Annotated in this window: 14 protein-coding genes; 5 read left to right on the top strand and 9 right to left on the bottom strand. The window is 43.4% G+C overall.

Features of this window, described 5'->3' with window-relative positions; genetic code table 11:
• Window positions 1–2 precede the first annotated feature (2 nt).
• A complete protein-coding gene (locus ACRN9H_RS07070) occupies window positions 3–2,480 on the top strand; it encodes an ABC transporter permease (protein ID WP_432313081.1) in 2,478 nt (825 codons plus the stop codon).
• Between the two features lie 109 nt (window positions 2,481–2,589).
• Here ACRN9H_RS07070 and gltS read toward each other — a convergent pair whose 3' ends face one another.
• The 3 genes from gltS to folX form a co-directional block, all read right to left on the bottom strand.
• Window positions 2,590–3,813 (bottom strand): sodium/glutamate symporter, encoded by a 1,224-nt coding sequence (gltS, locus tag ACRN9H_RS07065; protein ID WP_432313080.1) that lies wholly within the window; start codon window positions 3,811–3,813, stop codon window positions 2,590–2,592.
• Window positions 3,814–4,335: 522 nt separating this feature from the next.
• Window positions 4,336–5,229 carry a TIGR01777 family oxidoreductase gene (locus ACRN9H_RS07060; protein ID WP_432313079.1) on the bottom strand — a complete coding sequence of 298 codons (894 nt, stop codon included), beginning with the start codon at window positions 5,227–5,229 and terminating at the stop codon, window positions 4,336–4,338.
• Between the two features lie 82 nt (window positions 5,230–5,311).
• The gene (folX, locus tag ACRN9H_RS07055) at window positions 5,312–5,674 is read right to left on the bottom strand and encodes a dihydroneopterin triphosphate 2'-epimerase (protein ID WP_432313078.1); all 363 of its coding nucleotides are present in this window, start codon (window positions 5,672–5,674) and stop codon (window positions 5,312–5,314) included.
• A gap of 101 nt (window positions 5,675–5,775) precedes the next feature.
• Between folX and ACRN9H_RS07050 the strand changes: the two genes are divergently transcribed.
• Entirely contained in the window at window positions 5,776–6,885 is a 1,110-nt protein-coding gene (locus ACRN9H_RS07050) for an AI-2E family transporter (protein WP_432313077.1), read from the top strand.
• Window positions 6,886–6,891: 6 nt separating this feature from the next.
• On the top strand, window positions 6,892–7,809 hold the full coding sequence (locus tag ACRN9H_RS07045; protein ID WP_432313076.1) for a class I SAM-dependent methyltransferase: 918 nt from the start codon (window positions 6,892–6,894) through the stop codon (window positions 7,807–7,809).
• Window positions 7,810–8,490: 681 nt separating this feature from the next.
• On the opposite strand, the gene ACRN9H_RS07040 is transcribed toward ACRN9H_RS07045, so the two are convergent.
• The 3 genes from ACRN9H_RS07040 to ackA form a co-directional block, all read right to left on the bottom strand.
• Window positions 8,491–8,925, bottom strand: a complete 435-nt coding sequence (locus ACRN9H_RS07040) for a hypothetical protein (RefSeq protein WP_432313075.1) — start codon at window positions 8,923–8,925, stop codon at window positions 8,491–8,493.
• Between the two features lie 480 nt (window positions 8,926–9,405).
• Entirely contained in the window at window positions 9,406–11,559 is a 2,154-nt protein-coding gene (gene pta, locus ACRN9H_RS07035; RefSeq protein WP_432313074.1) for a phosphate acetyltransferase, read from the bottom strand.
• 111 nt (window positions 11,560–11,670) lie between these two features.
• Window positions 11,671–12,870 (bottom strand): acetate kinase, encoded by a 1,200-nt coding sequence (gene ackA, locus ACRN9H_RS07030; protein WP_432313073.1) that lies wholly within the window; start codon window positions 12,868–12,870, stop codon window positions 11,671–11,673.
• A 141-nt stretch (window positions 12,871–13,011) separates the two neighbouring features.
• Between ackA and yfbV the strand changes: the two genes are divergently transcribed.
• Entirely contained in the window at window positions 13,012–13,455 is a 444-nt protein-coding gene (gene yfbV, locus ACRN9H_RS07025; protein ID WP_432313072.1) for a terminus macrodomain insulation protein YfbV, read from the top strand.
• A gap of 44 nt (window positions 13,456–13,499) precedes the next feature.
• Here the strand turns inward: yfbV and pflA are convergent, their stop codons facing one another.
• Together pflA and pflB are read right to left on the bottom strand one after the other, a co-directional pair.
• Window positions 13,500–14,240, bottom strand: coding sequence for a pyruvate formate lyase 1-activating protein (gene pflA, locus ACRN9H_RS07020; RefSeq protein WP_432313071.1), 741 nt, complete (start codon window positions 14,238–14,240; stop codon window positions 13,500–13,502).
• 64 nt (window positions 14,241–14,304) lie between these two features.
• A complete protein-coding gene (gene pflB, locus ACRN9H_RS07015) occupies window positions 14,305–16,587 on the bottom strand; it encodes a formate C-acetyltransferase (protein WP_432313070.1) in 2,283 nt (760 codons plus the stop codon).
• Window positions 16,588–17,795: 1,208 nt separating this feature from the next.
• Here pflB and focA point away from each other — a divergent pair.
• The gene (gene focA, locus ACRN9H_RS07010) at window positions 17,796–18,791 is read left to right on the top strand and encodes a formate transporter FocA (protein ID WP_432313069.1); all 996 of its coding nucleotides are present in this window, start codon (window positions 17,796–17,798) and stop codon (window positions 18,789–18,791) included.
• 279 nt (window positions 18,792–19,070) lie between these two features.
• Here the strand turns inward: focA and ACRN9H_RS07005 are convergent, their stop codons facing one another.
• Window positions 19,071–21,962 carry a TonB-dependent receptor domain-containing protein gene (locus ACRN9H_RS07005; protein WP_432313068.1) on the bottom strand — a complete coding sequence of 964 codons (2,892 nt, stop codon included), beginning with the start codon at window positions 21,960–21,962 and terminating at the stop codon, window positions 19,071–19,073.
• Between the last annotated feature and the right edge of the window lie 275 nt (window positions 21,963–22,237).

Below are 22,237 nucleotides of genomic sequence, written 5' to 3'. Positions count from 1 at the left end.
TAATGGAGTTCAGTCTAGCATGGCGCCTGTTTAAACGTGAGTTACAGCAAGGTCAGTTGTTACTGATTATTCTGGCAATTACCCTTGCGGTGTTGTCTGTGAGTGGATTAGCGCGAGTAAGCGAGCGCCTGCAAGTGGCGATTACTGGCCAAGCCACAGAGTTTATTGCCGCTGATCGTATTATTGACTCACCGGTTAAAATCGATACGACGATTCTCACTAAAGCGGATGAGCTTGGGCTCAAGCATGTCACTAACATGCAGTTTAATTCTATGGTCTATTCGGGGGATAAGTTTCAGTTAGTAACAGTGCGCGCTGTAGAGGCGAGCTATCCGCTTAAGGGCGAAATAGAATTAATAAATGGTAAAACTAAAGGGTTACCCCAAGCTGACGAAATCTGGTTTGAGAGCCGCTTAGGTGGACTGTTGGGTTATCCCAAGTCCATAGAGTTAGGCAATAGTGAGTTTGTGCTCAGTGATGAAATCAGCCGTTTACCCGACGCAGGTTTTAATCCTTTTGCTTCTTCGCCTGTCGTATTAATGCGCATGGAAGATGTGGCGAAAACGGGGGTGATCCAACCGGGGAGTCGCGTCACTTATTTGTATCAATTTGCGGGAGATGAAGCCTCGCTTACCGCCTTTGAGCAAAGCGTTAAGCCACTATTAAATAGCACCCAACGTTGGGTTGATGTGCAATCTGGCGACTCGCCAATTGCCGAAGCCGTAAAACGAGCAGAGCGCTTTTTACTACTGGCGAGTTTAATGGGTATTGCACTGGCCTGCGCTGCGATAGGTATTGCCGCCCAGCGTTACTGTCAGCGCCATTATGATGTCGTTGCTATGTTAAAAACCTTTGGCGCTTCGGCAAAGCAAATTCGTTTACTGTTTGGTATGCATTTATTACTGGTAACTTTGCTGGGTATTGCGCTTGGTTTAATCGGCGGTATGTTGCTCGATTTTGGAATTAGTCGTTTATTACCCGCTGAAATTGCAGCTTATTCACCGCCACTGACGCGCCCCTTATTGCTTGGTATTAGCACTGGATTAATTAGTGCTTTCATGTTTTCGGCTTATCCATTAATGCGCTTATTAGCCATTCCACCACTGAGGGTGCTGCAACGTCAGCTCGAAGGTTTACAACTGGGGATGTGGTTGCACTTATTACTGAGCCTAAGTGCGATGGCACTGCTGGGATATTTGTACTCGCAAAGCTGGGCCTTAACGCTGACCGTGGTCGCCGCTGCATTATTACTTGGGGTCTTACTCGGGTTACTGGGATGGGTGATGATCCGCCTAGGCCATAGTGTCGGTATGAAAACCACTAATCCATTCCAGTTAGCTTTAGCGGGGTTAAGGCGTCGTGCACGGCAGAACGTACTGCAATTGGTCGGTTTTAGTGCCGCCTTAGTATTGTTATTGACGATTTTGGCCTTAAGGCAAGATTTACTCAATGAATGGCAAAAGCAGTTGCCCGAGAATGCACCTAACTATTTTCTGGTTAATATTGCCCCCGATGATGCTAAACCCTTGAATGATTTCATGATGGCTAAGGGCATCGTGGCAACGGATATTTATCCGGTGATCCGCGGCCGTTTAACTCAAATCAACGGTGAAACACTCATTTCGAATGAGCAAGCAGAAACCGGTGACAAAGGCCGAGTCGGTATTTCCCGTGAGCTAAACCTGACATGGCGTAATAGCTTGCCAGCCAATAATGAACTGCTTGAGGGGGATTTTAATCAAGCTGCCGATGACGTCTCTGTGGAATCAGGTGTCGCGGATCGTTTAGGCATTAGCATTGGTGATAAACTCACTTATATTATTGATAATCAAGAACTCATAGTAAAAGTTGCCAGTATTCGTGCGGTGCACTGGGAAACACTGCAACCGAACTTCTTCATGATTTTCACGCAAGAAGCCCTTGCGCCCTTTGCTTATACCTCAATGGCGAGCTTTTATTTAAATGAAACGATGAATGCTGATGGTACGTCTAAAGATGCCGTGATCCTCGCGCTTATACAGCAATTCCCGACGATATCGATTATCGATGTGGGCGCTATGGTGGCGCAGTTACGACAGATTATTGAGCAAGTGTCATTGTCGCTGACCTTAGTGCTAGCACTGGTGCTATTGGCCAGTGCCTTAGTGTTGATTGCACAGACTGAGGCTGGCATGGCAACTCGGCAGCGCGAATTGGCGGTGCTGCGAACCTTTGGGGCATCGGGTTGGTTATTACGCAGTGCAACCGGCTTAGAGTTTGCTTTGCTAGGGGGCATTGCAGGCGTGTTAGCGGTGATTGTGGCTGAATTTGCTTTGTATCTACTTAAAACTCAAGTGTTTGAGCTTAATGTTTATATGCACTGGCCATGGTGGGCTATTGCACCACTATCCGGCGCTTTGCTGGTGGCATTACTGGGTATGTGGCGTTGCCGTCAATTGCTTAATCAATCCTGCGCGGAGTTATTAAAATCAGGTAGTTAACTGTGATGCGTAAATAGTGAAATAAATAAAAGGCCCTAAGTTATCATTGCTTAGGGCCTTTATTCAAATGGATATAGGTAGAACTAACGCTGTGCTATTAGCTAACCCATTACATTATGAAACTCAAATAGCCCTGCAATATAATTAAGTTAACAATGTCAATAAAGAAGGCGCCAACAATAGGTACCACCATAAATGCTTGCGGTGAGGGCCCAGTTCGTGACACTAATGCGCCCATATTCATTACCGCCGTAGGCGTTGCCCCCATGCCAAAGCCACAATGTCCACCAGTAATAACCGCAGCATCATAATTGCTGCCCATCACTTTAAACGTCACAAAATAGGCAAAAAATGCCATTACTGACGTTTGTACTAACAAAATAATGAGCAGGGGAATGGCTAAATCAAAAATTTCCCATAATTTTAAACTCATCAATGCCATAGACAAAAACAGTGATAACGAGACGGTACCAATCACATCAATACTTTCAGTATGAAGTTTATAACCACGGGTAAGTTCAGTAATGTTAGCGATGATTACCCCAAAGAAAAGGGCATACACAAAATCGGGCATTTTTAACCAAGCGACGTCAGATTGAGCAATCCAAGTAGCAAACCATTGAGCCCCTGTAATACACAACAAGAGTATAAATAAGGTTTCAATAATGGTTTTCGCCGTCACATGATCCTCTTCTAGTTGATCATAGGTGACTAAATGCGGATGTTCGGTATGATTTTTACGGCCAATGCCATACGAAGAAACGAGATTATGTTTACTAATTAATCGCTGAGCAACAGGTCCACCAATAATCCCTCCCATGACTAAGCCAAAGGTTGCGGCAGCCATTGCAAATTCTAAGGTATTGATACCGTAACTATCGGCGAATGTTTGTGACCACGCAACGCCGGTGCCATGGCCACCAGAAAGTGTAATAGAACCCGCGATAAGCCCCATGATGGGTTCAAGCCCTAATAGGCTGGCTAAACTAATACCTACTGCATTTTGAATAACGATATAAACCGACGCGACCCCCAAAAAGATGAAGACTTTTTTCCCACCACTGAGTAACAGTTTGTAGTTTGCAGAGAGGCCGATAGTGCTAAAGAACATCAGCATTAAGGTATTTTGCATTGAAAGGGAAAATACGAGAGTTATATTTTGGACATGCAGTATGGCAATCACGGCGGCGATAACTAACCCACCGACAATCGGTTCAGGGATATTATATTTTTTAAAAATAGGCACATGGCGATTGATAGAGTGGCCAATAAACAGGACGAAAATGGCAATTAAGAAAGACTCTAATTCACCAATCGTATAAATCGTGTGCATAAAATTCCTTACAAATTTTTTGTGGGAATGACTCAACGCATAAACGTTATGAGACTGGCCCATCTAGTTATTAAGTACCTGCTAATACTTTGTGTTAAACGCTTGGTCGTGAAGACGGATCCTGTCAATCTCCTAGAGATGGAGAAGGATGAATAAGCGCGAATGTGAGCCGTATCGGGTTTACAGATCAGTCTCGTCATATTAATGAGCCGATACTGAGGGTAAATTATGGGCATTAAGAGAGCCAATAACGGTGTTGCTGGGGTCAATACTGAGTGCTTAAAGAAAGGCGTTATGTGTCCATTTCTACGAACAATCGCAGAGGATTCTAACAGGATTTTTTTTATTTGTCGTTAAATCATCTTATAAATCATGATGTTGATAAAATGTTTTGTGACTGTTATGCAAAAACCCATTTATTAATTGCCGTGCGGTAGTCGTTTTTTATGGCAATAACGTCTTGTTAATTCTCTATTTATGCTAAGTACAGTTTGAATAATACAACGCTGCTCTACAGGGGAGTCATGAGCTTACAACGTCCATTAATGCAGGCTCAAGTTCATTAAATTGAAATTTAAAACCCGCCTCAAGCGCGTGTTTGGGTATCACAAACTGTCCTTCGGTGAGTAACTGTGACATTTCGCCCATCGCTAATTGTAAGGCTAAAGGGGGCGTTGTAATGAGTGCGGGACGATTTAAAGCTTTTCCTAAAGCCTTGGCAAACACTGCATTACTGACAGGGTGTGGGGCTGTTGCATTAAATACCCCTTGGCAATGTTCTTGAGTGAGTAAAAATTGGATAAGTGAGACTAAATCGCTAACATGTATCCAACTCATACCTTGGCGTCCATGGCCTATAGGACCACCTAAGCCAAGCTTAAAAGGGGGTAACATTTTATCTAAAGCGCCGCCTTTACCCAGTACAATTCCGGTACGAATAATACAAACACGGGTTTGTTCTGAGCTTGCCTCTTGCGCGGCTTTTTCCCATTTTTGACAGATGTCATGACTGAACTCGGCATGGGCTGCACTTGTTTCATCGAGCAGTTGATCATCATGTCGGCCGTAATAGCCAACAGCTGAACCGCTCACCATGACTTTAGGAGGGTTGGCACTCTGCTTTATAAGCTGGGTTAATTTTGCCGTAATATCCCAGCGACTATCACAAATTCGCTGTTTTTGAGCCTTACTCCAGCGCTTAGCCACAATGGGTTCACCAGCGAGATTCACTATGGCATCAATATGATTTAAGTGACTCAGTTCATCAAGACTCGTAAGGTAATGATGCTGATGACCCAAAAATTTTTGTGTTTGCGACACTGAACGAGTCACTAATGTCAGCTGATGGTGTGGCGCTAATCGTTCAACAAGTTGACGCCCAATAAAACCGCTTGCGCCAGTGATCAGTATATTCATGTAACGTCTCTTATCTGTGAGCTTGAGGGTATATACCGTGTTATGGCCTGAAGCGATCACTTCGTTGGTATTTTTTACACCATTATTTTTGATAACATAATTCCATTGAGACAGAATCGGCAAAACGCAACGCATGGGGTTTGTCGATTTCAACACTGGCAAACTCAACCCAGTCGTGTTCGCTAGCGATAGCTAACGTTTGACTGGTAAGGTTTTCCAGTAATGAAAAACGGTTATGCTCAATCAGTTCGATGATTTTTTTAGTGATAGTGCGGTAATTGAGTGCATCTTCCATGTTATCGCTGTTACGGGCTTGCGCGGCGCAATAATGGATCACGACATTGATGATCACGTCTTGGCGATTTTGAATTTCATCGTCTTTAATGCCGATAAAAGTACGTAGTCTTAAGTTTTTAATGCGTATAATCGCTGTTTCTGGTTTCATAATGGCAAATGGCTATCTTAAGTAAGCTAAAGTGGCTGGGTTATGTATTTTCTCAGTTTAGCCTAACAATTTTATCTCAGAACAAGAAGGATTTTTAATACATGACACAACCCAATGCGCCCTTTGCTACTTATCGTGGCTTTGCGGTTATGGCCTTTGTAGTGATTATTTTGGCAGGGATTAAAACAGCGAGCCCCATTGTAGTGCCGTTTGTACTGTCGAGCTTTCTGGCTGTGGTCTGTAATCCCGCCATTGGTTTAATGACCCGATTTCGTGTGCCTAAATGGCTTGCTGTAATACTTTTGATGGGTTTTATTGTGCTAATGGGCTTATGGTTAGCCTCGGTTGTTGGCAGTTCTATTAACGAATTTTCAAAGCAATTGCCCCAATATCGAGTGCAATTAATCGAGCAATTTGAATGGATATTGAAAAAGTTAGATAACTTCAATATTCGTATTTCTAAGGATCAAGTCTTAGCCTATTTTGATCCTGGCATGGCCTTATCAATGACGACGAACATGCTGTCGGGTGTTGGTAATGTGATGGCGAATTTATTTCTGATCATTCTGACGATCGTGTTTATGTTGTTTGAGGCGCAATCGCTGCCTAAAAAATTACATTTGGCACTGGACGATCCCGATATGCGCTTACAGCAGATTGAGCGCTTTTTACAATCGGTTAATCAGTACATGGTGATCAAAACCTTAGTGAGTTTAGCTACAGCTATTATTGTGGGAGTGGGGTTGTCTATCATCGGCGTTGATTATGCGCTTTTATGGGCGGTTATCGCTTTCTTGTTTAATTACATTCCTAATATTGGTTCAATCATTGCCGCCATTCCTGCGGTGTTGTTGGCATTCATTCAGCTTGGCCCCGCAGCGGCGGGCGCGACCACACTGTTGTATGTGGGTGTCAACATGGTGATGGGCAATATGATTGAGCCTAAATTCATGGGCCGCGGTTTAGGGTTATCGACCTTAGTGGTGTTTTTATCGTTAATTTTTTGGGGCTGGTTATTGGGCTCGGTCGGCATGTTGCTGTCAGTGCCGTTGACTATGGTGGTAAAAATAGCCCTCGAATCGAGTAAAAGTGGTAAATGGTTAGCTATTTTATTATCGGATAATATCGAAGATGCTTATACCGCTAATAATCGGGCAAACGACACTTCGGCTGGTGATGAAGCCGATATCAGTACAAATGAGAGTAAGTAAGAAAAGATGCAAAGTTTTATACAAGCGTTAGCGACAATTGAGTTAGGTAGTGATGCGGCGCGCCTTTTCCACGGCCGCGGCGGGTATTATGCGGGGTGTGAACACCTCTGTTTAGATTGGTTTGCGCCAGTATTATTGCTGACCAGTTTTACTCCCTTAGAAGAAAGCGATTTAACCGCTTGCCAGCAGGCCATTACGAAACGTTGGCAAGTCATATGTCCTGATAACCCATTGAATCTTGTTTATCAATATCGCAGCGGCGGAGAGACGCACACCCAATTATTGCAGGGTGAAGTACCTGAGCCGCATGTTGTCAGTGAAAATGGGGCGCAATTTCAGGTGCATCTAATGCGTGGACAAAACCACGGTTTATTTCTCGATATGGCTAATGGTCGCGAATGGGTTCGAGCGAATGCTCGCTATAAAAAAGTGCTTAACTTGTTTGCTTATACTTGTGGCTTCTCGGTCGCAGCATTGCAAGGTGGCGCCGATGAAGTGGTCAATATCGACATGAGTAAAGGTGCATTAAGTATCGGAAAACAGAATCATTTGTTAAATGGTTTTAGCGCGGGCGCACGTTTTTTACCTCATGACATTTTTAAATCTTGGGGCAAACTGAAAAAGCTTGGTCCCTATGACATCATAGTGGCAGATCCGCCGAGTAATCAGAAAGGCAGCTTTGTAGCGACCAAAGATTATGTGCGCTTAATTCGGCGGTTACCTGAGTTACTAGCCCAAAATGGTGAATTGTTGCTCTGCTTAAATGCGCCAGAACTCGATACCGCGTTTTTACGTCAACAAGTGGCTGATGCCGCGCCAACATTAGAATACATAACGCGACTGGATAATCCGCCAGCGTTTATGGATGTGTCCCAAGATAAGTCACTTAAGGTACTGCGCTATTGTAGGTCTGCTTCCGTTTAATAATATATTTAAGCTTAACGGCCAGTATTTACTGGCCTTTTTTATGGGGCGAGCATACTCAGCAGAATATTAAACCAAGGTTGTAGGGGGGGTTAAGTCGTCATGATAATCATCAGTCGGCCCTTCATTAAGTCACGTTTGGTAGCATGCTTAGTATACAAAGATGAGTTTTTTCAAGATTGAATGTAGGCAACTGGTGAAAGTCTTTCATTTTTCGCATACGGTTTCCAGCGCTTTTGGCGACAAACCACACTTAAAGTTTATTTTTTTAAAACGAAACTGAAAGTTTTCTGTAATTGATGTTTGTGCTTTGATATACTCCTTTGCACGGAATATCCCTTTCCTCAAAGGCAAAATGTCAGCATAGAAGGACATGCCTCTGCGACCTTACCTAATCAAGCTGGAGTTGTTATGGAAGTTCATGAATACGAAAATGCTTATTATCAAGTGAAAGACGATGTACTTGAGTCTTTACCTACACAAAGCGAAGAATAAGTCATTAAAGCATCATCGATTGCTATCAGGTTGATGGTAGTTATGAGTCGAAACTAACAAAATAAACATATTGAAATAGCAACCTTGAGGTTGCTATTTTTTTGCCAAAAATAGAGAGTAAACTAATTTAAAAATGCCGAAAGAGATTTTAAATGGTTGATTTTAAAGTAAATTATTTTCAATCGGTTAGCCGTTAACTTTGCGTTTTTCTGGCATGAGTTCGACAATAAGCCATTTGCCGCCGATTTTGTGTAGGCGTATGGTTCTATCATCAATCCAAGGTTGGCCGCCTTTCAGCCCCGTCATCTTCACGATCACCATGACGTCTTGAGTAAATCTGCGGAAGAAATCGATATCAATATCATAAATTTCCATTTCGACATTGGTCATCGACAGACTTAGCATATTGCGCTGCACAGCGCTGGCAATATGGTAATGGGTCAGCACTTGTTTGATTGGATCGTCAACATATTGCTTAGCTTGCTCTATATCACGGTCGACATAAACCGCCTTAAAAAAGCCCAAGCTCACCTCTTCTGGTGTGAGTTGATATTCCTCTTTAGTTGCGTTATCACCACAGCCAACAAGAAACCATAAAGAAATAAAGAATAGTATTCGCATAAGTTTTATTTATTGGAATTTGTTTTGAGTATCGCGATTTTAGCTTGAATGTACAAGTGTTGTACTCATTGCCTATCGATGAGGAAATCAGTTGACTCAAGCATTATAGCTGTGGCATATAGTAAGGAAAGGTTTAAAAAGGTTATCCACAAAAACTGTGGAAAACTATGTTGAAGACTTCAGTGATACTTTGTAAGTTACTGATATTGTCTTGCTTTATCTGCTGGTTAAAAAGTGACGCATTTGCTATTGTCGCGTAAACTCCCATTCAGTTGTGGATATTTTTCTAAGTTCATTTACCTTTTACATGTTACTTCTTCCAATTACTCCCGCATTTTTATCTCCAATATTTGCTCTCTAGGTTTATCTGTTATGCCATTTACGCATTTGTGCGGGGTGTTAACGCTAAATATAAACATAAAAAAGCACTGGTATTAACCAATGCTTTTAGTCAGTTTTTACTATCAATATTAAGCAGTTTTAGCTTTTGGCTGCATCGTTTTGCGCTGCTTGTATCGCGGTTAAGGCGATAGTGTAGACAATATCATCGACTAGCGCACCGCGCGACAAATCGTTCACGGGTTTACGCATGCCTTGCAGCATAGGACCAATACTGATTAAGTCTGCGCTTCGCTGTACTGCTTTATAAGTCGTGTTACCAGTGTTGAGGTCTGGAAATACGAAAACAGTAGCTTGACCAGCGACAGGGCTATTCGGCGCCTTAGAGCGGGCAACATTTGGCATAACTGCCGCATCATATTGCAATGGACCATCAATGATAAGATCTGGGCGTTTTTCTTTAGCGATACGAGTCGCTTCCCGTACTTTATCGACATCAGAACCTGTGCCAGAGTTACCCGTTGAGTAACTGATCATCGCGACTCTTGGCTCGATACCAAAGGCTTTAGCTGATTCTGCCGATTGGATAGCAATATCGGCAAGTTGCTCAGCGGTGGGATCGGGGTTAATCGCACAGTCACCGTAAACCAGCACTTGGTCTGGCATCAACATAAAGAAGATGGATGAGACTAAGCTTGAGCCTGGTGCTGTTTTGATCAGTTGCAGTGGTGGACGAATAGTATTGGCCGTGGTGTTAACCGCGCCAGAAACAATCCCGTCGACTTCGTCTTGAGCTAGCATCATAGTGCCAAGCACCATATTGTCTTCTAACTGCTCTCTGGCAACGACTTCAGTCAAGCCTTTGCTACGACGCAGTTCTAACATAGGCTCTACGTAACGGTCGCGTACTTCTTCTGGGTCGATAATGATCACTCCTTCGCCCAGCACCACATCTTGTTGGGCGGCGATACGTAAAATCTCATCTTTTTTACCTAAAAGTACACAGCGAGCAATACCGCGTTCGGCACAAATCGCCGCCGCTTTAATCGTACGTGGCTCATCACCTTCTGGCAGTACTACAGTCTTGTGGGCTGCGCGTGCAAGTTCGGTGAGTTTATAGCGAAAAGCCGGTGGCGATAGACGGTGCTCACGGGGTAAATTTTTGGTAACGCTTTCAATCCATGTTTGATCAATGTGGCTGGCAACATAATCCTGCACGAGATCGACACGTACCGCATCATCAACAGGTACTTCATGATCAAAACGTTGAATATTAAGCGATGTTTGCCAAGTGTTACTGTCAATTAAAAAGACTGGTAAGCCAGTTTCAAAGGCTTGTTCACACAGTTTAAGAATTTCAGGCTCTGGCTCATAACTGCCCGTTAGCAGCAGAGCGCCAATCTTAACGCCATTCATGGCTGCAAGGCAGGCCGATACAATGACATCGGAGCGATCGCCTGAGGTGACAAGTAATGAGTCCGTTTTGATATGGGTGACCATATTAGGGATGCTGCGCGCACAGAAAGTCACTTTACGCAGACGGCGGGTATGCATTTCACCGGCATTAAGAATGCGTGCACTTAAATGTTTGGCTAGATCAGAGGCGCGCGGAGCGACCAGATCAAGATTGTACGGCACGCTACCTAAGATACGCAGTGGGCTTTTACCAGGCAGTTGAAACATACTGGTGCTATCTGTGTATTGTATGCCTTGGCTATCAAAGACTTCAGATAAGTCAGGACGAGTGCGACCTTCTTCATCAACCGGTGCGCCAATCTTGTTGATTATAGCGCCAATCAGGCGTTTGTTGTTTTTTCCACCCCAAGAGTTATAGGCAATTTCGAGGCGATTCATTAACTCTGTTGAAGTATCGTTACCCGGTGTAGCAATAAAAATAACATCGGCATCCATGGCTTTGGCGATGGCATAGTTCACATCATCAGCAAAGGGATGGTTACGGGTTGGTACTAAACCTTCGACAATTAATGTTTCAGTATTACTGGCGCAATCGGCTGCACGGGCAATGATTTGCTCCATTAATACGTCGGTTTGGTCGGCACGAATTAAGGCCTCCGCATGAGCCATCTCAAAGGGTTCTAGCGGATTAACCGTTGGCGATTTACTGAGAATAGTGGTTGAGCGTTCAGGGCCGATATCGTTAGGTCTAAGCTGGGAAATGGGTTTAAAAAACTGAACCTTAACCCCGTGGCGCTCCAATGCGCGAACCATCCCAAGGCTTAAAGAAGTTAGGCCTACACCTATACCAATGGGAATTAACATAATATTACGAGACATAAAAACCTCTAGTTTCGATGGTTTTTGGCAGAAGAGTTTCTGCAAATTTGCTTGTGAGTACGGCTACGTAAGGCATAAAGCCGTTTGGGTGAGCAAACGGCTTAGGTCTTTTTATTTGTTGATCAGTTTAATGGAATCTTCAGCGATAACCCATTCTTCATTTGTTGGGATCACCATGGCAATCGTGCCTTTATCTTGGGTGATGACACCTTTCTTACCGAAACGCGCCGCTTTGTTGCGCTCACTATCGACATGGAAATTGAATATTTCCAGCATGTTGAGCACTTTTTCACGGATTAAATCTGAGTTTTCACCAATACCGCCGGTGAAGACGACTGCATCTAAACGCCCAAGTGGCACAGTGTAAGAGGCGATGTACTTGGCTAAGCGGTAGCAGAAGATTTCTAAGGCTAAGGTCGCGCCTTTATGACCGTCTGCGTAACCTTCTTCAATACCGCGGCAATCGTTAGTCAGCTCGGAAATGCCCAGCAGACCACTTTGCTTGTTCATCAGGTTATTCACTTCTTCTAAGGTGTAACCCAGTTGATGAACTAAGTGGTAGATGATTGAAGGGTCAATATCGCCACAACGAGTGCCCATGACCAAACCTTCTAATGGGGTTAAGCCCATAGAAGTGTCGACACTTTTGCCGCCTTTGATGGCAGTGACTGACGCGCCGTTGCCTAAGTGAGCACAGATAACGTTAGTTTCTTCAATGGGCTTGTTGAGCATTTTTGCCGCTTCACGGCTAACAAATAAATGACTCGTGCCATGCATGCCATAACGACGGATACCGTGTTCACGGTATAACTTGTAAGGCAGGGCGTAGACATAAGCTCTGTCTGGCATGCTTTGGTGAAAAGCCGTATCAAATACTGCCACCTGTGGCAATTTAGGGAAAGAGGCAATGGCTGCGCGGATGCCGATAAGGTGAGCAGGATTGTGCAGTGGGGCTAATGAAGCACAATCTTCAATACCTTTTATCACGCTTTCGTCGATGATCACTGAGCGAGTGAACTTTTCACCGCCGTGAACGATACGGTGGCCAACGGCTTGAATTTTTGCTGCTAATTCAGGTTGTTCCGCAAGAATTTTATTAACAATGTATTCAACTGCTTCGCGGTGAGCCGTAAATGCGCCTAAGGCCGCTTCATGTTTTTCGCCGTTGATTTTCCATTTAATGCGCGAGTCTTCTAAACCAAAACATTCGGCTAAGCCAGAAATTTGGTCGTCACCTGTTTGCGCGTCAATGACGGCAAATTTGAGAGAAGAGCTACCGCAATTGAGAACTAAAACCAGATTATTTGACATGTGTAAACCCTTTGCCATTGTGTTTAATATAACGATTCAAAATAATGAGGAACTGCGGTGTTTTTACCATAACAGTCTTGGGGCGATTCGCCAGATTGTGCTATGGTTAAAGCAGTATTCCATTGTAGTTGGTGTCTAAAATTGAGCATTAAGATCCTCAAAACCTTAGGTGATGGTCATCAGTATATGAAGACTTGGCCTATGGTTAGACAACTGGGTTTTTATTTTCCTGAGTATCGGGTCGTCCGAGCGACTCAGCTCGCCATACTGGTGATGCCAGTGCTGGCGATTTTTGTGAGCATGAGCCAGCTGTATATTCACGGTTGGGCATTTCTGCCCCAAGCTGTCACTCTCGGTTTATTTTTCATCAGCTTACCGTTACAGGGGCTGCTGTGGTTAGGCTGGCGAGCTCGCCATCCATTACCGTTAACGCTGTTCGACTGGAGTAACCAGTTGAGTGCGAAGTTGTCGTCCATGGGTATCAATTGCCATACGTTAGGCGCTAAGGCCTGTTACCTCGATATGGCACTGATTTTAAAAATAGCATTTGAGCGTTTAGATGCCAGTTATTGGGAAGAACTTTAGGCTGTTGCCGCGGTTATCCGTTTTGGCTCTTTTGTTACTGTGGATTAATAAATCGCGTTAATCCCTTGCTGGACAAATACCGCTTTGATCTTTTCCATGGTTTCTCTACTCGGGGGAGAGATGCCATCGAGCTGATAGCGTTCGCCCATGGCTTCCCATTTGTGTTTACCTAATTCGTGATAGGGTAGTAACTCTACCTTTTCAATGTTTTTCATGGGCTTGATAAACTCGGCCAGTTGTAATGCCGATGCTTCATCGTCGGTAAATCCGCCCACTACCACATAACGTATCCACGTCGCTTGATTACGCTCTGCCAAATACTGCGCAAACTGTAATGTTCTATGGTTGCTGACTTTGGTTAACTCAATATGTTTTTCATCGTCCATGTGTTTGATGTCGAGCAGGACCAAGTCAGTATGGTCGAGCAACTCATCAATCACTGGCGTGTACTTACGTACAAAACCATTAGTATCTAAACAGGTATGGATCCCTTCTTTTTTGCAGGCAGTGAATAATTCGGCGACAAATTCGGCCTGTAAAATGGCTTCACCACCACTGGCTGTAACACCACCATTGCTGGCATCGAGAAAAGGCCGATAGCTGATGATTTGACTCATTAACTCATCGACCAGAACTTCTTTTCCGCCATCAAGATCCCAAGTGTCACGATTGTGGCAATATTGGCAGCGCATTAAACAGCCCTGCATAAAGGTGATAAACCGTATGCCTGGACCATCTACAGTGCCAAAGGATTCCACCGAGTGGATCCGACCGATAACTGCCATTGTGACTCCTGTTTTAATTAAGTAGGCTATAGCTTTAGTTCACTATAGCCCTGCCTAATTTAGCTTATAGACCTTTAGTAAATGTACGCGTGATCACATCTTGTTGCTGCTCTGGCGTCAGTGAATTGAAGCGCACTGCGTAGCCAGAAACACGGATGGTCAGCTGTGGATACTTGTCTGGATGCTTAATGGCATCTTCAAGCATTTCACGGTTCATCACGTTGACGTTTAAGTGTTGGCCACCTTCTTTTTTGTCATTGTGGTCGAAGTATCCGTCCATCAATGCCGCTAAGTTGGTACGGCGAGCATCATCCTCTTTACCCAGCGCATTTGGCACGATTGAGAAGGTATAAGAAATACCGTCTTGAGCGTGGGCAAATGGCAGTTTTGCCACTGAGGTTAAAGAAGCGATTGCGCCTTTTTCATCACGGCCATGCATAGGGTTTGCACCCGGTGCAAATGGCGCACCTGAACGACGACCATCGGGTGTGTTACCGGTTTTCTTACCATAAACTACGTTTGAGGTGATAGTCAGAATCGACTGTGTTGGTACTGCATTGCGATACATTTTACGGTCACGAATTTTAGCCATAAAACGTTCAACTAAGTCACAGGCGATATCATCAACACGTGCGTCGTTGTTACCAAATTTTGGATAGTCACCGCTGATGTCGAAATCGACTGCAATACCATTTTCATCACGAACCGGTTTTACGGTAGCGAATTTGATGGCTGACAGTGAGTCGGCTGCGATAGACAGACCTGCAATACCACAAGCCATAGTGCGACGTACGTCTCTGTCGTGCAGTGCCATTAGCGCCGCTTCGTAAGAGTACTTGTCGTGCATGAAGTGGATTGAGTTCAGTGCTGTGACATATTGCGTTGCTAACCAATCCATTAGACCATCTAAACGATTCATCACGTCATCAAAGTTAAGCACTTCATCGGTGATCATATCGGCTTTAGGTGCAATCTGGATTTTCAACTTTTCGTCCATACCGCCGTTAATCGCATACAACATAGTTTTGGCTAAGTTGGCGCGGGCACCGAAGAACTGCATGTGTTTACCCACAACCATTGGGCTTACACAACAGGCGATAGCATAGTCGTCTGATTGGAAATCTGGACGCATTAAGTCATCGTTTTCGTATTGGATTGAGCTAGTGTCGATAGACACTTTGGCGCAATACTCTTTGAAACCAACTGGGAGTTGTTTTGACCACAATACGGTGATGTTTGGCTCTGGACTTGGACCCATAGTGTAAAGGGTGTTCAAGAAACGGAAACTTGATTTAGTCACTAACGTACGGCCATCTAAGCCCATACCGCCGATAGATTCAGTCGCCCAAATTGGGTCGCCAGAGAATAACTCATCGTATTCTGGAGTACGTAGGAAACGCACCATACGTAATTTCATCACGAAATGGTCAATCATTTCCTGAGCTTGTTGCTCAGTTAAGGTGCCATTTTTCAGATCGCGTTCAATATAAATATCGAGGAATGAAGAGGTACGGCCTAATGACATTGCTGCGCCATTTTGGCTCTTCACTGCGGCTAAGTAACCGAAGTAAGTCCATTGGATCGCTTCTTGTGCAGTGGTCGCTGGGCGAGAAATATCGCAGCCATATTTGGCAGCCATTTTCTTCATTTGACCTAGTGCACGGTGTTGCTCAGCGATTTCTTCACGTAATTGGATAACATTTGATAATTCTTCACCCGCTTCAAACTGCGCTTGCAGTGAACCAAATTGGGCAAATTTATCTTTCATTAAATAATCGATACCGTAAAGCGCCACGCGGCGATAGTCACCGATAATGCGGCCACGGCCGTAAGCATCGGGTAAACCGGTGAGAATACCGGATTTACGGCAAGCCATAATTTCAGGGGTGTAAACATCGAACACGCCTTGGTTATGGGTTTTACGTAGTTCTGAATAGATGTATTTAACGTCTTCATCCAGTACGCGATCGTAGGCGGCGCATGAGCTTTCCACCATACGAATACCGCCGTTAGGCAACATAGCGCGTTTTAGCGGCGCATCTGTTTGTAGGCCAACGATAGTTTCTAATTCTTTGTTGATGTAGCCAGCGTCGTGAGAGGTGATGGTAGAGACCATCTTAGTATCGAAATCAACAGGCGCGTGGGTACGGTTTTCCTGCTTGATACCGTCCATGACTTTGTCCCACAATTTTGTGGTTGCGTCAGTGGCACCGGCGAGGAATGATTCATTACCTTCAAACGGAGTGTAGTTTTGTTGGATAAAGTCGCGGACATTGACTTCAGATTTCCAATCGCCAGGAGTAAAGCTTTCCCATGCGTTGGCAAACAGTTCAGTTTTTTCGGTCATCGTACTAATACCTTCTGGTTAAGATAAAGGTTACTGGCGATCAGCGTGAAGCGATGCTGAGTATAAGCCAATAGCTAATTCCTGAAATAAAGCTCCCTTCATGATGACGCCCTATGATGGGAACTGGATTGTGAAGTGCGTGTTACTTTATAAACGCCGCCATTTCAACAGTCTGTCTATTGATACCCGATAAGATGACAAAGATACGCTTACTGCTACTATCGGTTACCGATGATTCTTTTTAATTGGTAAGACCAATTGTCCATACGCATGTTAGCATAGGTCACCGACTATCACATCTTAAAGGGAATAGTTTGTGGTTGGTTAATCCTAAATTTGTTAGCTAGGTAACATTTATTGGCCACTATAAGGATTACAGCACGCTTTTTAACGTACTGTGACATTCGAATTGTGCAGGGTTTAAATTCAACACGCACAGATTACTGTAATCTAATGTCTCTTTTTATTGAGGATAAATCTATCCTCGTATAGGTTGATTTTTGATTGGATAGAGTGATTACCCGATCCTGCAATTATGCATTGAGTCGATAGTGTGAAATTAGCAGATTATTAAGCATTTTTAGGGAATATTGATGTTGCAGTGCTGCGCTTTTAGTGATGGGTTAGTTAATCAATATATTGAAATATCATTGCTCGTTTACGAGTCAGCATGCGTTATAATCTATAAAATTCAATCGTTAACTATTTATCTTTCTTAGTTTAAGCCGCCAATATGCCCCAGTTAATCCCCCCCCTTATCCTTAACGGTACTTTCGCTAAGTCGTGGATGATTTGACGACCCTCCGTAGGGATTGAAGTCAATTGCGTTGAGTTCTCACTATAAGCGTAAATTTGAATGTTCAATAAAACAGGTAAAACTTAACTTATGTACACGCTTTATAGTGTGATGGGTTTGTTTGAAAATAGCTTGACATTGGTAAGACCAATTAACCTTTATTGTCTTGCGCTTCAAAGAACTCACATTTTAGGTGTGAATAACATCACGCTTTCACAATATCGGCTTCACAGCCTAAAGGCGTTGTATGGTACAAAGCGAGACTTTAGTGAATCATTATTTAAGCACATGGTTTAAGCGATTATTACGGCCAAATTATTAGAATAATGATTCATGTGATCCGCGCAATCGCGCCGCAGGAGATACACATGCTATTCATTCGAGTTTGTTTATCCAAAGTTGGAGTCATGCTATGAAAAGCCCAAATTCATCATCAGGAGTGCCAACGGTGGCAAACAGCGCACATGATGCGCCGCAGTCTTCTACTCCTGCAAGTTGTTACAACCAAGCAGAAATTTACGCTAAAAGTAAAGTGACGAAAGCACCGATACAATCCTTTGGTTTAGCGATATTTGCTGGTGCATTTATTGCCTTAGCTTTTGTATTTTACCTAACGGTGACCACTGGATCTGGTGATGCACCTTGGGGTTTAGTGCGTCTTGTGGGGGGAATCGCTTTTAGTTTAGGCTTAATCTTAGTGGTTGTTTGCGGTGGAGAATTGTTCACCAGTTCTGTACTTAGTACTGTTGCTTGGGCACAAAAACAAGTGACTGGGACTGAATTACTTAAATGTTGGTGTCGTGTCTATGCCGGTAATTTTATCGGCGCCATGTTAATGGTGGGTTTAATCACCGCTGCGGGTATGTATGAGCTCGATGGTGGCAATTGGGGATTAAATGCGCTTAAAGTGGCGCAACATAAATTACATCACTCATGGATCCAAGCATTTAGCCTGGGTATCTTATGCAATATGTTAGTTTGTTTTGGTGTGTGGATGACATTCGCGAGCCGTGACATGTTGGCTAAATCGTTACTGTTAATTTTACCTGTAGCTATGTTTGTTAGCAGTGGTTTTGAACACAGTATCGCGAACATGTTTATGGTACCCATGGGAATGACTATCCAAGCTATCGCCAGCCCTGAGTTTTTTGCATCCTTAGGTGTCACTCAAGAACAGTTTGCCGATTTAACGGTGGCTAACTTTGTATTCAATAATTTGATACCTGTTACGCTCGGGAATATTGTTGGTGGCGGTGTGGTTGTAGGCTTAGGTTATTGGTGGATAGAGCAATGTAAAACAACGTTAGCTGAGCCGCATAAAGCTCACTATGACAAGGTATCAACATCTTATACGCAGGATGAAACAACTCAGCATTCGACCGAGCGTAAATTAACTAAGCATTCGTAGTTTTTTAAGCCACTCGGTAGAGTAATAATAAATGCCCAGCATAAAGTTGGGCATTTTTATTTTTTTCGCAAATTGATGTTTTATACCAATGCAGTGTAAAAAGTGATAATGGTTAATGTTGTCGATAAATGGATATTGTATAAGCATAAAGTGATCGAGTTTAGTGGTGTTTTAGAATGATGCTAAATCTATTTTTCATAGGAAATATTGAATACTTTTTAATAAAAAACGGCATCTTAGGATGCCGTTTTTCGTGTTCGTTTAAGTTACAAACGTAGATTAAAATTTAAAGCTTGCTGTGGTGTGGAAGAATCTGCCTACATTATCGTATACCGCAGCTCCTGCGCTTGTACCGGTTGTTCCGTAGGGTAAATCACTGTCGAATAGGTTATCGACACCTAATTTGAGCGTCACACCTGAATCAAAAGCATAGGCAATAGAGATATCACTGATGAAATAGTCATCATATTCTAAATTACTGCTTGGGTTAGCATTAAGAGCCAGTTCTTTATCAGTGTAGAGACTTACACCTTCAATAAAACGGGTTCTCCAGTTAGCGCTCCATTGCTCAATGGCATAATTCAATGACCAGTTAGCTTGCCACTTTGCGTAACCTAATGTTCCCGCTAATTCTTCAAAGTCATCAGGATCATCTTGAAAAGAATAGTTTTTACGCTTGAGTAAACGGGTGGCAATTAAGTTGGTCCGAAAATCACCTTTTAATGCCTCAAAGTGATAACCGACATCAAAGTCAATGCCTGCGGCTTCTAAAGCGGCGATATTGAGCGATGACAGCTTGATGGAGGATATTTCATGAGTCGTTGGATTGCGTGTGAGTAATGCGCAGTACTCGTTATTAATGCCTGAGGTTGAATCAACACAGCGGTCGATAATATTTTGTGCACTGACCGAGGAGATAGCGTTATCAATAGCGATATCCCAGTAGTCAGTCGTGATAGATAAACCATCAATTAAACTAGGCTGATAAGCAAATCCGATAGTGTAACTGCTTGATTCCTCTGGATCTAAATCGCGATTACCGCTACCCACACCTTCAATTCTTAGTGAATCGTAATCAGAGTTAAAATCTGCTGGGATACCTAATGCTGCACAGTTGGCTTTACGAACGCCTGGATTATTTAAGTCGTTTAAGTATTGGGTTTTGCATGAATCATTAACTTTGATAAAATTTTGGCTCGTGGCGCCATATAACTCACTGATATTCGGTGCTCTAATGGCTTCTGAGTAAGTTGAACGGACACGCAGTTCATCATTGACTTGCCAGTTTAGACCGGTTTTCCAAGTGGTTGCGTTACCGATAGTGCTGTAATCTGCAAAGCGGACTGCAAACTCCATATCAAGTTGACGGATCATCGGTAAATCAGTTAGTAAGGGCAGGCTCATTTCTGCGAAGACTTCTTTGACATCAAAAGCCCCTTTATCTTCACCTAGAACATTAAAGAAGGTCCCTTGTGCATTTGTAGGTTCAAAAATTTCACTTTCTTCTTTACGATATTCTACTCCCGTTGAAAACCCCACGGCTCCCGCAGGCAGTTCAAATAGAGCTGAGTTTGTTACAGAGCCGCCAAAAACCGTTTGTTTAATAACTGAGTTTCCCGTTGAAGTGGTGTTAACGTAATCAATCGCCGCTTGGCTTGGTTTGCCAAAACCAAAAATATCTAAGGCAACACAACCTGCCGCTCTGGCATTTTCATCACGACATACCGCATTACCATCGACAGTGATTGAGTCTAATGCATGTTGATAGTTGGCTAGTACGAGGTTATTTTTATTGACTCGCTCGAGATCTGTTTGACCATAAATGCCATAGACATCGTAATCCCAGTCCTCAAAAACTAAGCCTTCAAGACCCATTACATAGCGCTGGGTTTCACGGTTATCGTCTTCTATTCGTTGACCGAGATCTGTCATAAAACGATGGATATTAAGAGTCTCAAGTGGTGCAGGATTACCTTTGGCATCTTTATTGGCTTTCATTAATGCGATGAGTTCTGGGCTAATGAAGGCATTATCGATTTTGATATCGTTATTTTTGAGAGGATCGCTCACTTTGCCAAAGAAAAGTGCAGGCTGCCTTTCATTGGTCGATTGACTATTGACATATTTCGCTTCGAAATAGGCGTTTATCGAGTCGTTGAATTGGTAATCTGATTTGAAGTTAATGTTATAGCGTTTAAATTCCGGTTGTAGCTCAACAAATTGATTAATATTCAGATAATCACAGTCGACACAGTTAATACCGTCAACGTTAGGACCAGAATACACATCACGTAATGAACCATCGGCATTAAAGGTTTTCCAACCATCTAAAAAGAATGTTCCCGCATTACTAATGACAAAAGGGCCACTATTAGGTGTGTAATATTTATCAGGATCGGTGGGGTGATTAGAATCGATTGGCTTGCCATCGGGCCCTATTGGACGATGGGTATTTTTAAAGCTCGTAAATGACGTGGAGGTTTGATCTCGATCAAATGCTTCTAATTGATTTTGAGCACTGTATTCAACCGCAAAAGCAGCATTACCGCGTTCTTGGCCAAAATGGGTCCCGTAAGATAATGATAAGCGATCTTTAGCATGTGGATTATCGTCAGCCCAGCCTTTAGTGGCAGACACATCGAGTCCTTCAATATCCTTTTTTAGAATAAAATTGACGACACCAGTTACGGCGTCTGCACCATAAATGGCCGATGCGCCACCAGTAATGACTTCAACTTTATCAACCCAAACACTGGGTATGGTATTGATATCAACAGAAGCGGTTCCAGCAGAGCTGGCAACATGACGTTTACCATTTACCAGTACGAGCGTTCTGTCGGTGCCCATACTTCTGAGGTCTAAAAGGTTTAATCCTGAAATACCAATAAAACGTCCAGAATTTGCTAAAGAAAACGTGCTACCCAGTGCAGGCAATTGATTTAACGCTTCACCAATATTGGTGACACCCGTCGATAGTAATTCATCGCCAGTGATAACCGTGACGGGTGTTGGCGCCATGGCTCCCTCTCTAATAATACGAGAACCTGTTACTTCGATACGTTCAAAATTCGTCTCATTTTCAGCAGCAAATACCGAAAAAGTTGATAAACCGGCAGTTGCTGCGTTAGCCATTAATGCAAAGTGAACTGCTTTTGCTAATGTAGGATTCATGTATGTTTTATTACCTTTATATTATACCCATCACATTAAATATTTAATCAGTTCAGAGCCTCACAGGTATTTCAATCCGAGGTGCATTGACGCAGAAATGGTTATTCCCTTTTAAGTCAATGTAACGCGGGAGTGAGATGCCTGTGATTCTCCCAAAGGGCGGCTGATTTAACGGCATGGCAACGCGCTTTATACTGCGTTTAAGGCTTTCGACAGAGCACCACTATGCTTTCAAGCCTTCGCCTTGTCTAAAGCGCGTTGAACTCCCGCTGAAT

Origin of the sequence: Shewanella sp. MF08487 (assembly GCF_050848685.1) — a bacterium.
In the GTDB taxonomy this organism is placed as follows: Bacteria; Pseudomonadota; Gammaproteobacteria; order Enterobacterales; family Shewanellaceae; genus Shewanella; species Shewanella glacialipiscicola.
The sequence above is the reverse complement of the archived record's forward strand: the minus strand, read 5'-3'. Positions and strand labels throughout refer to the sequence as shown.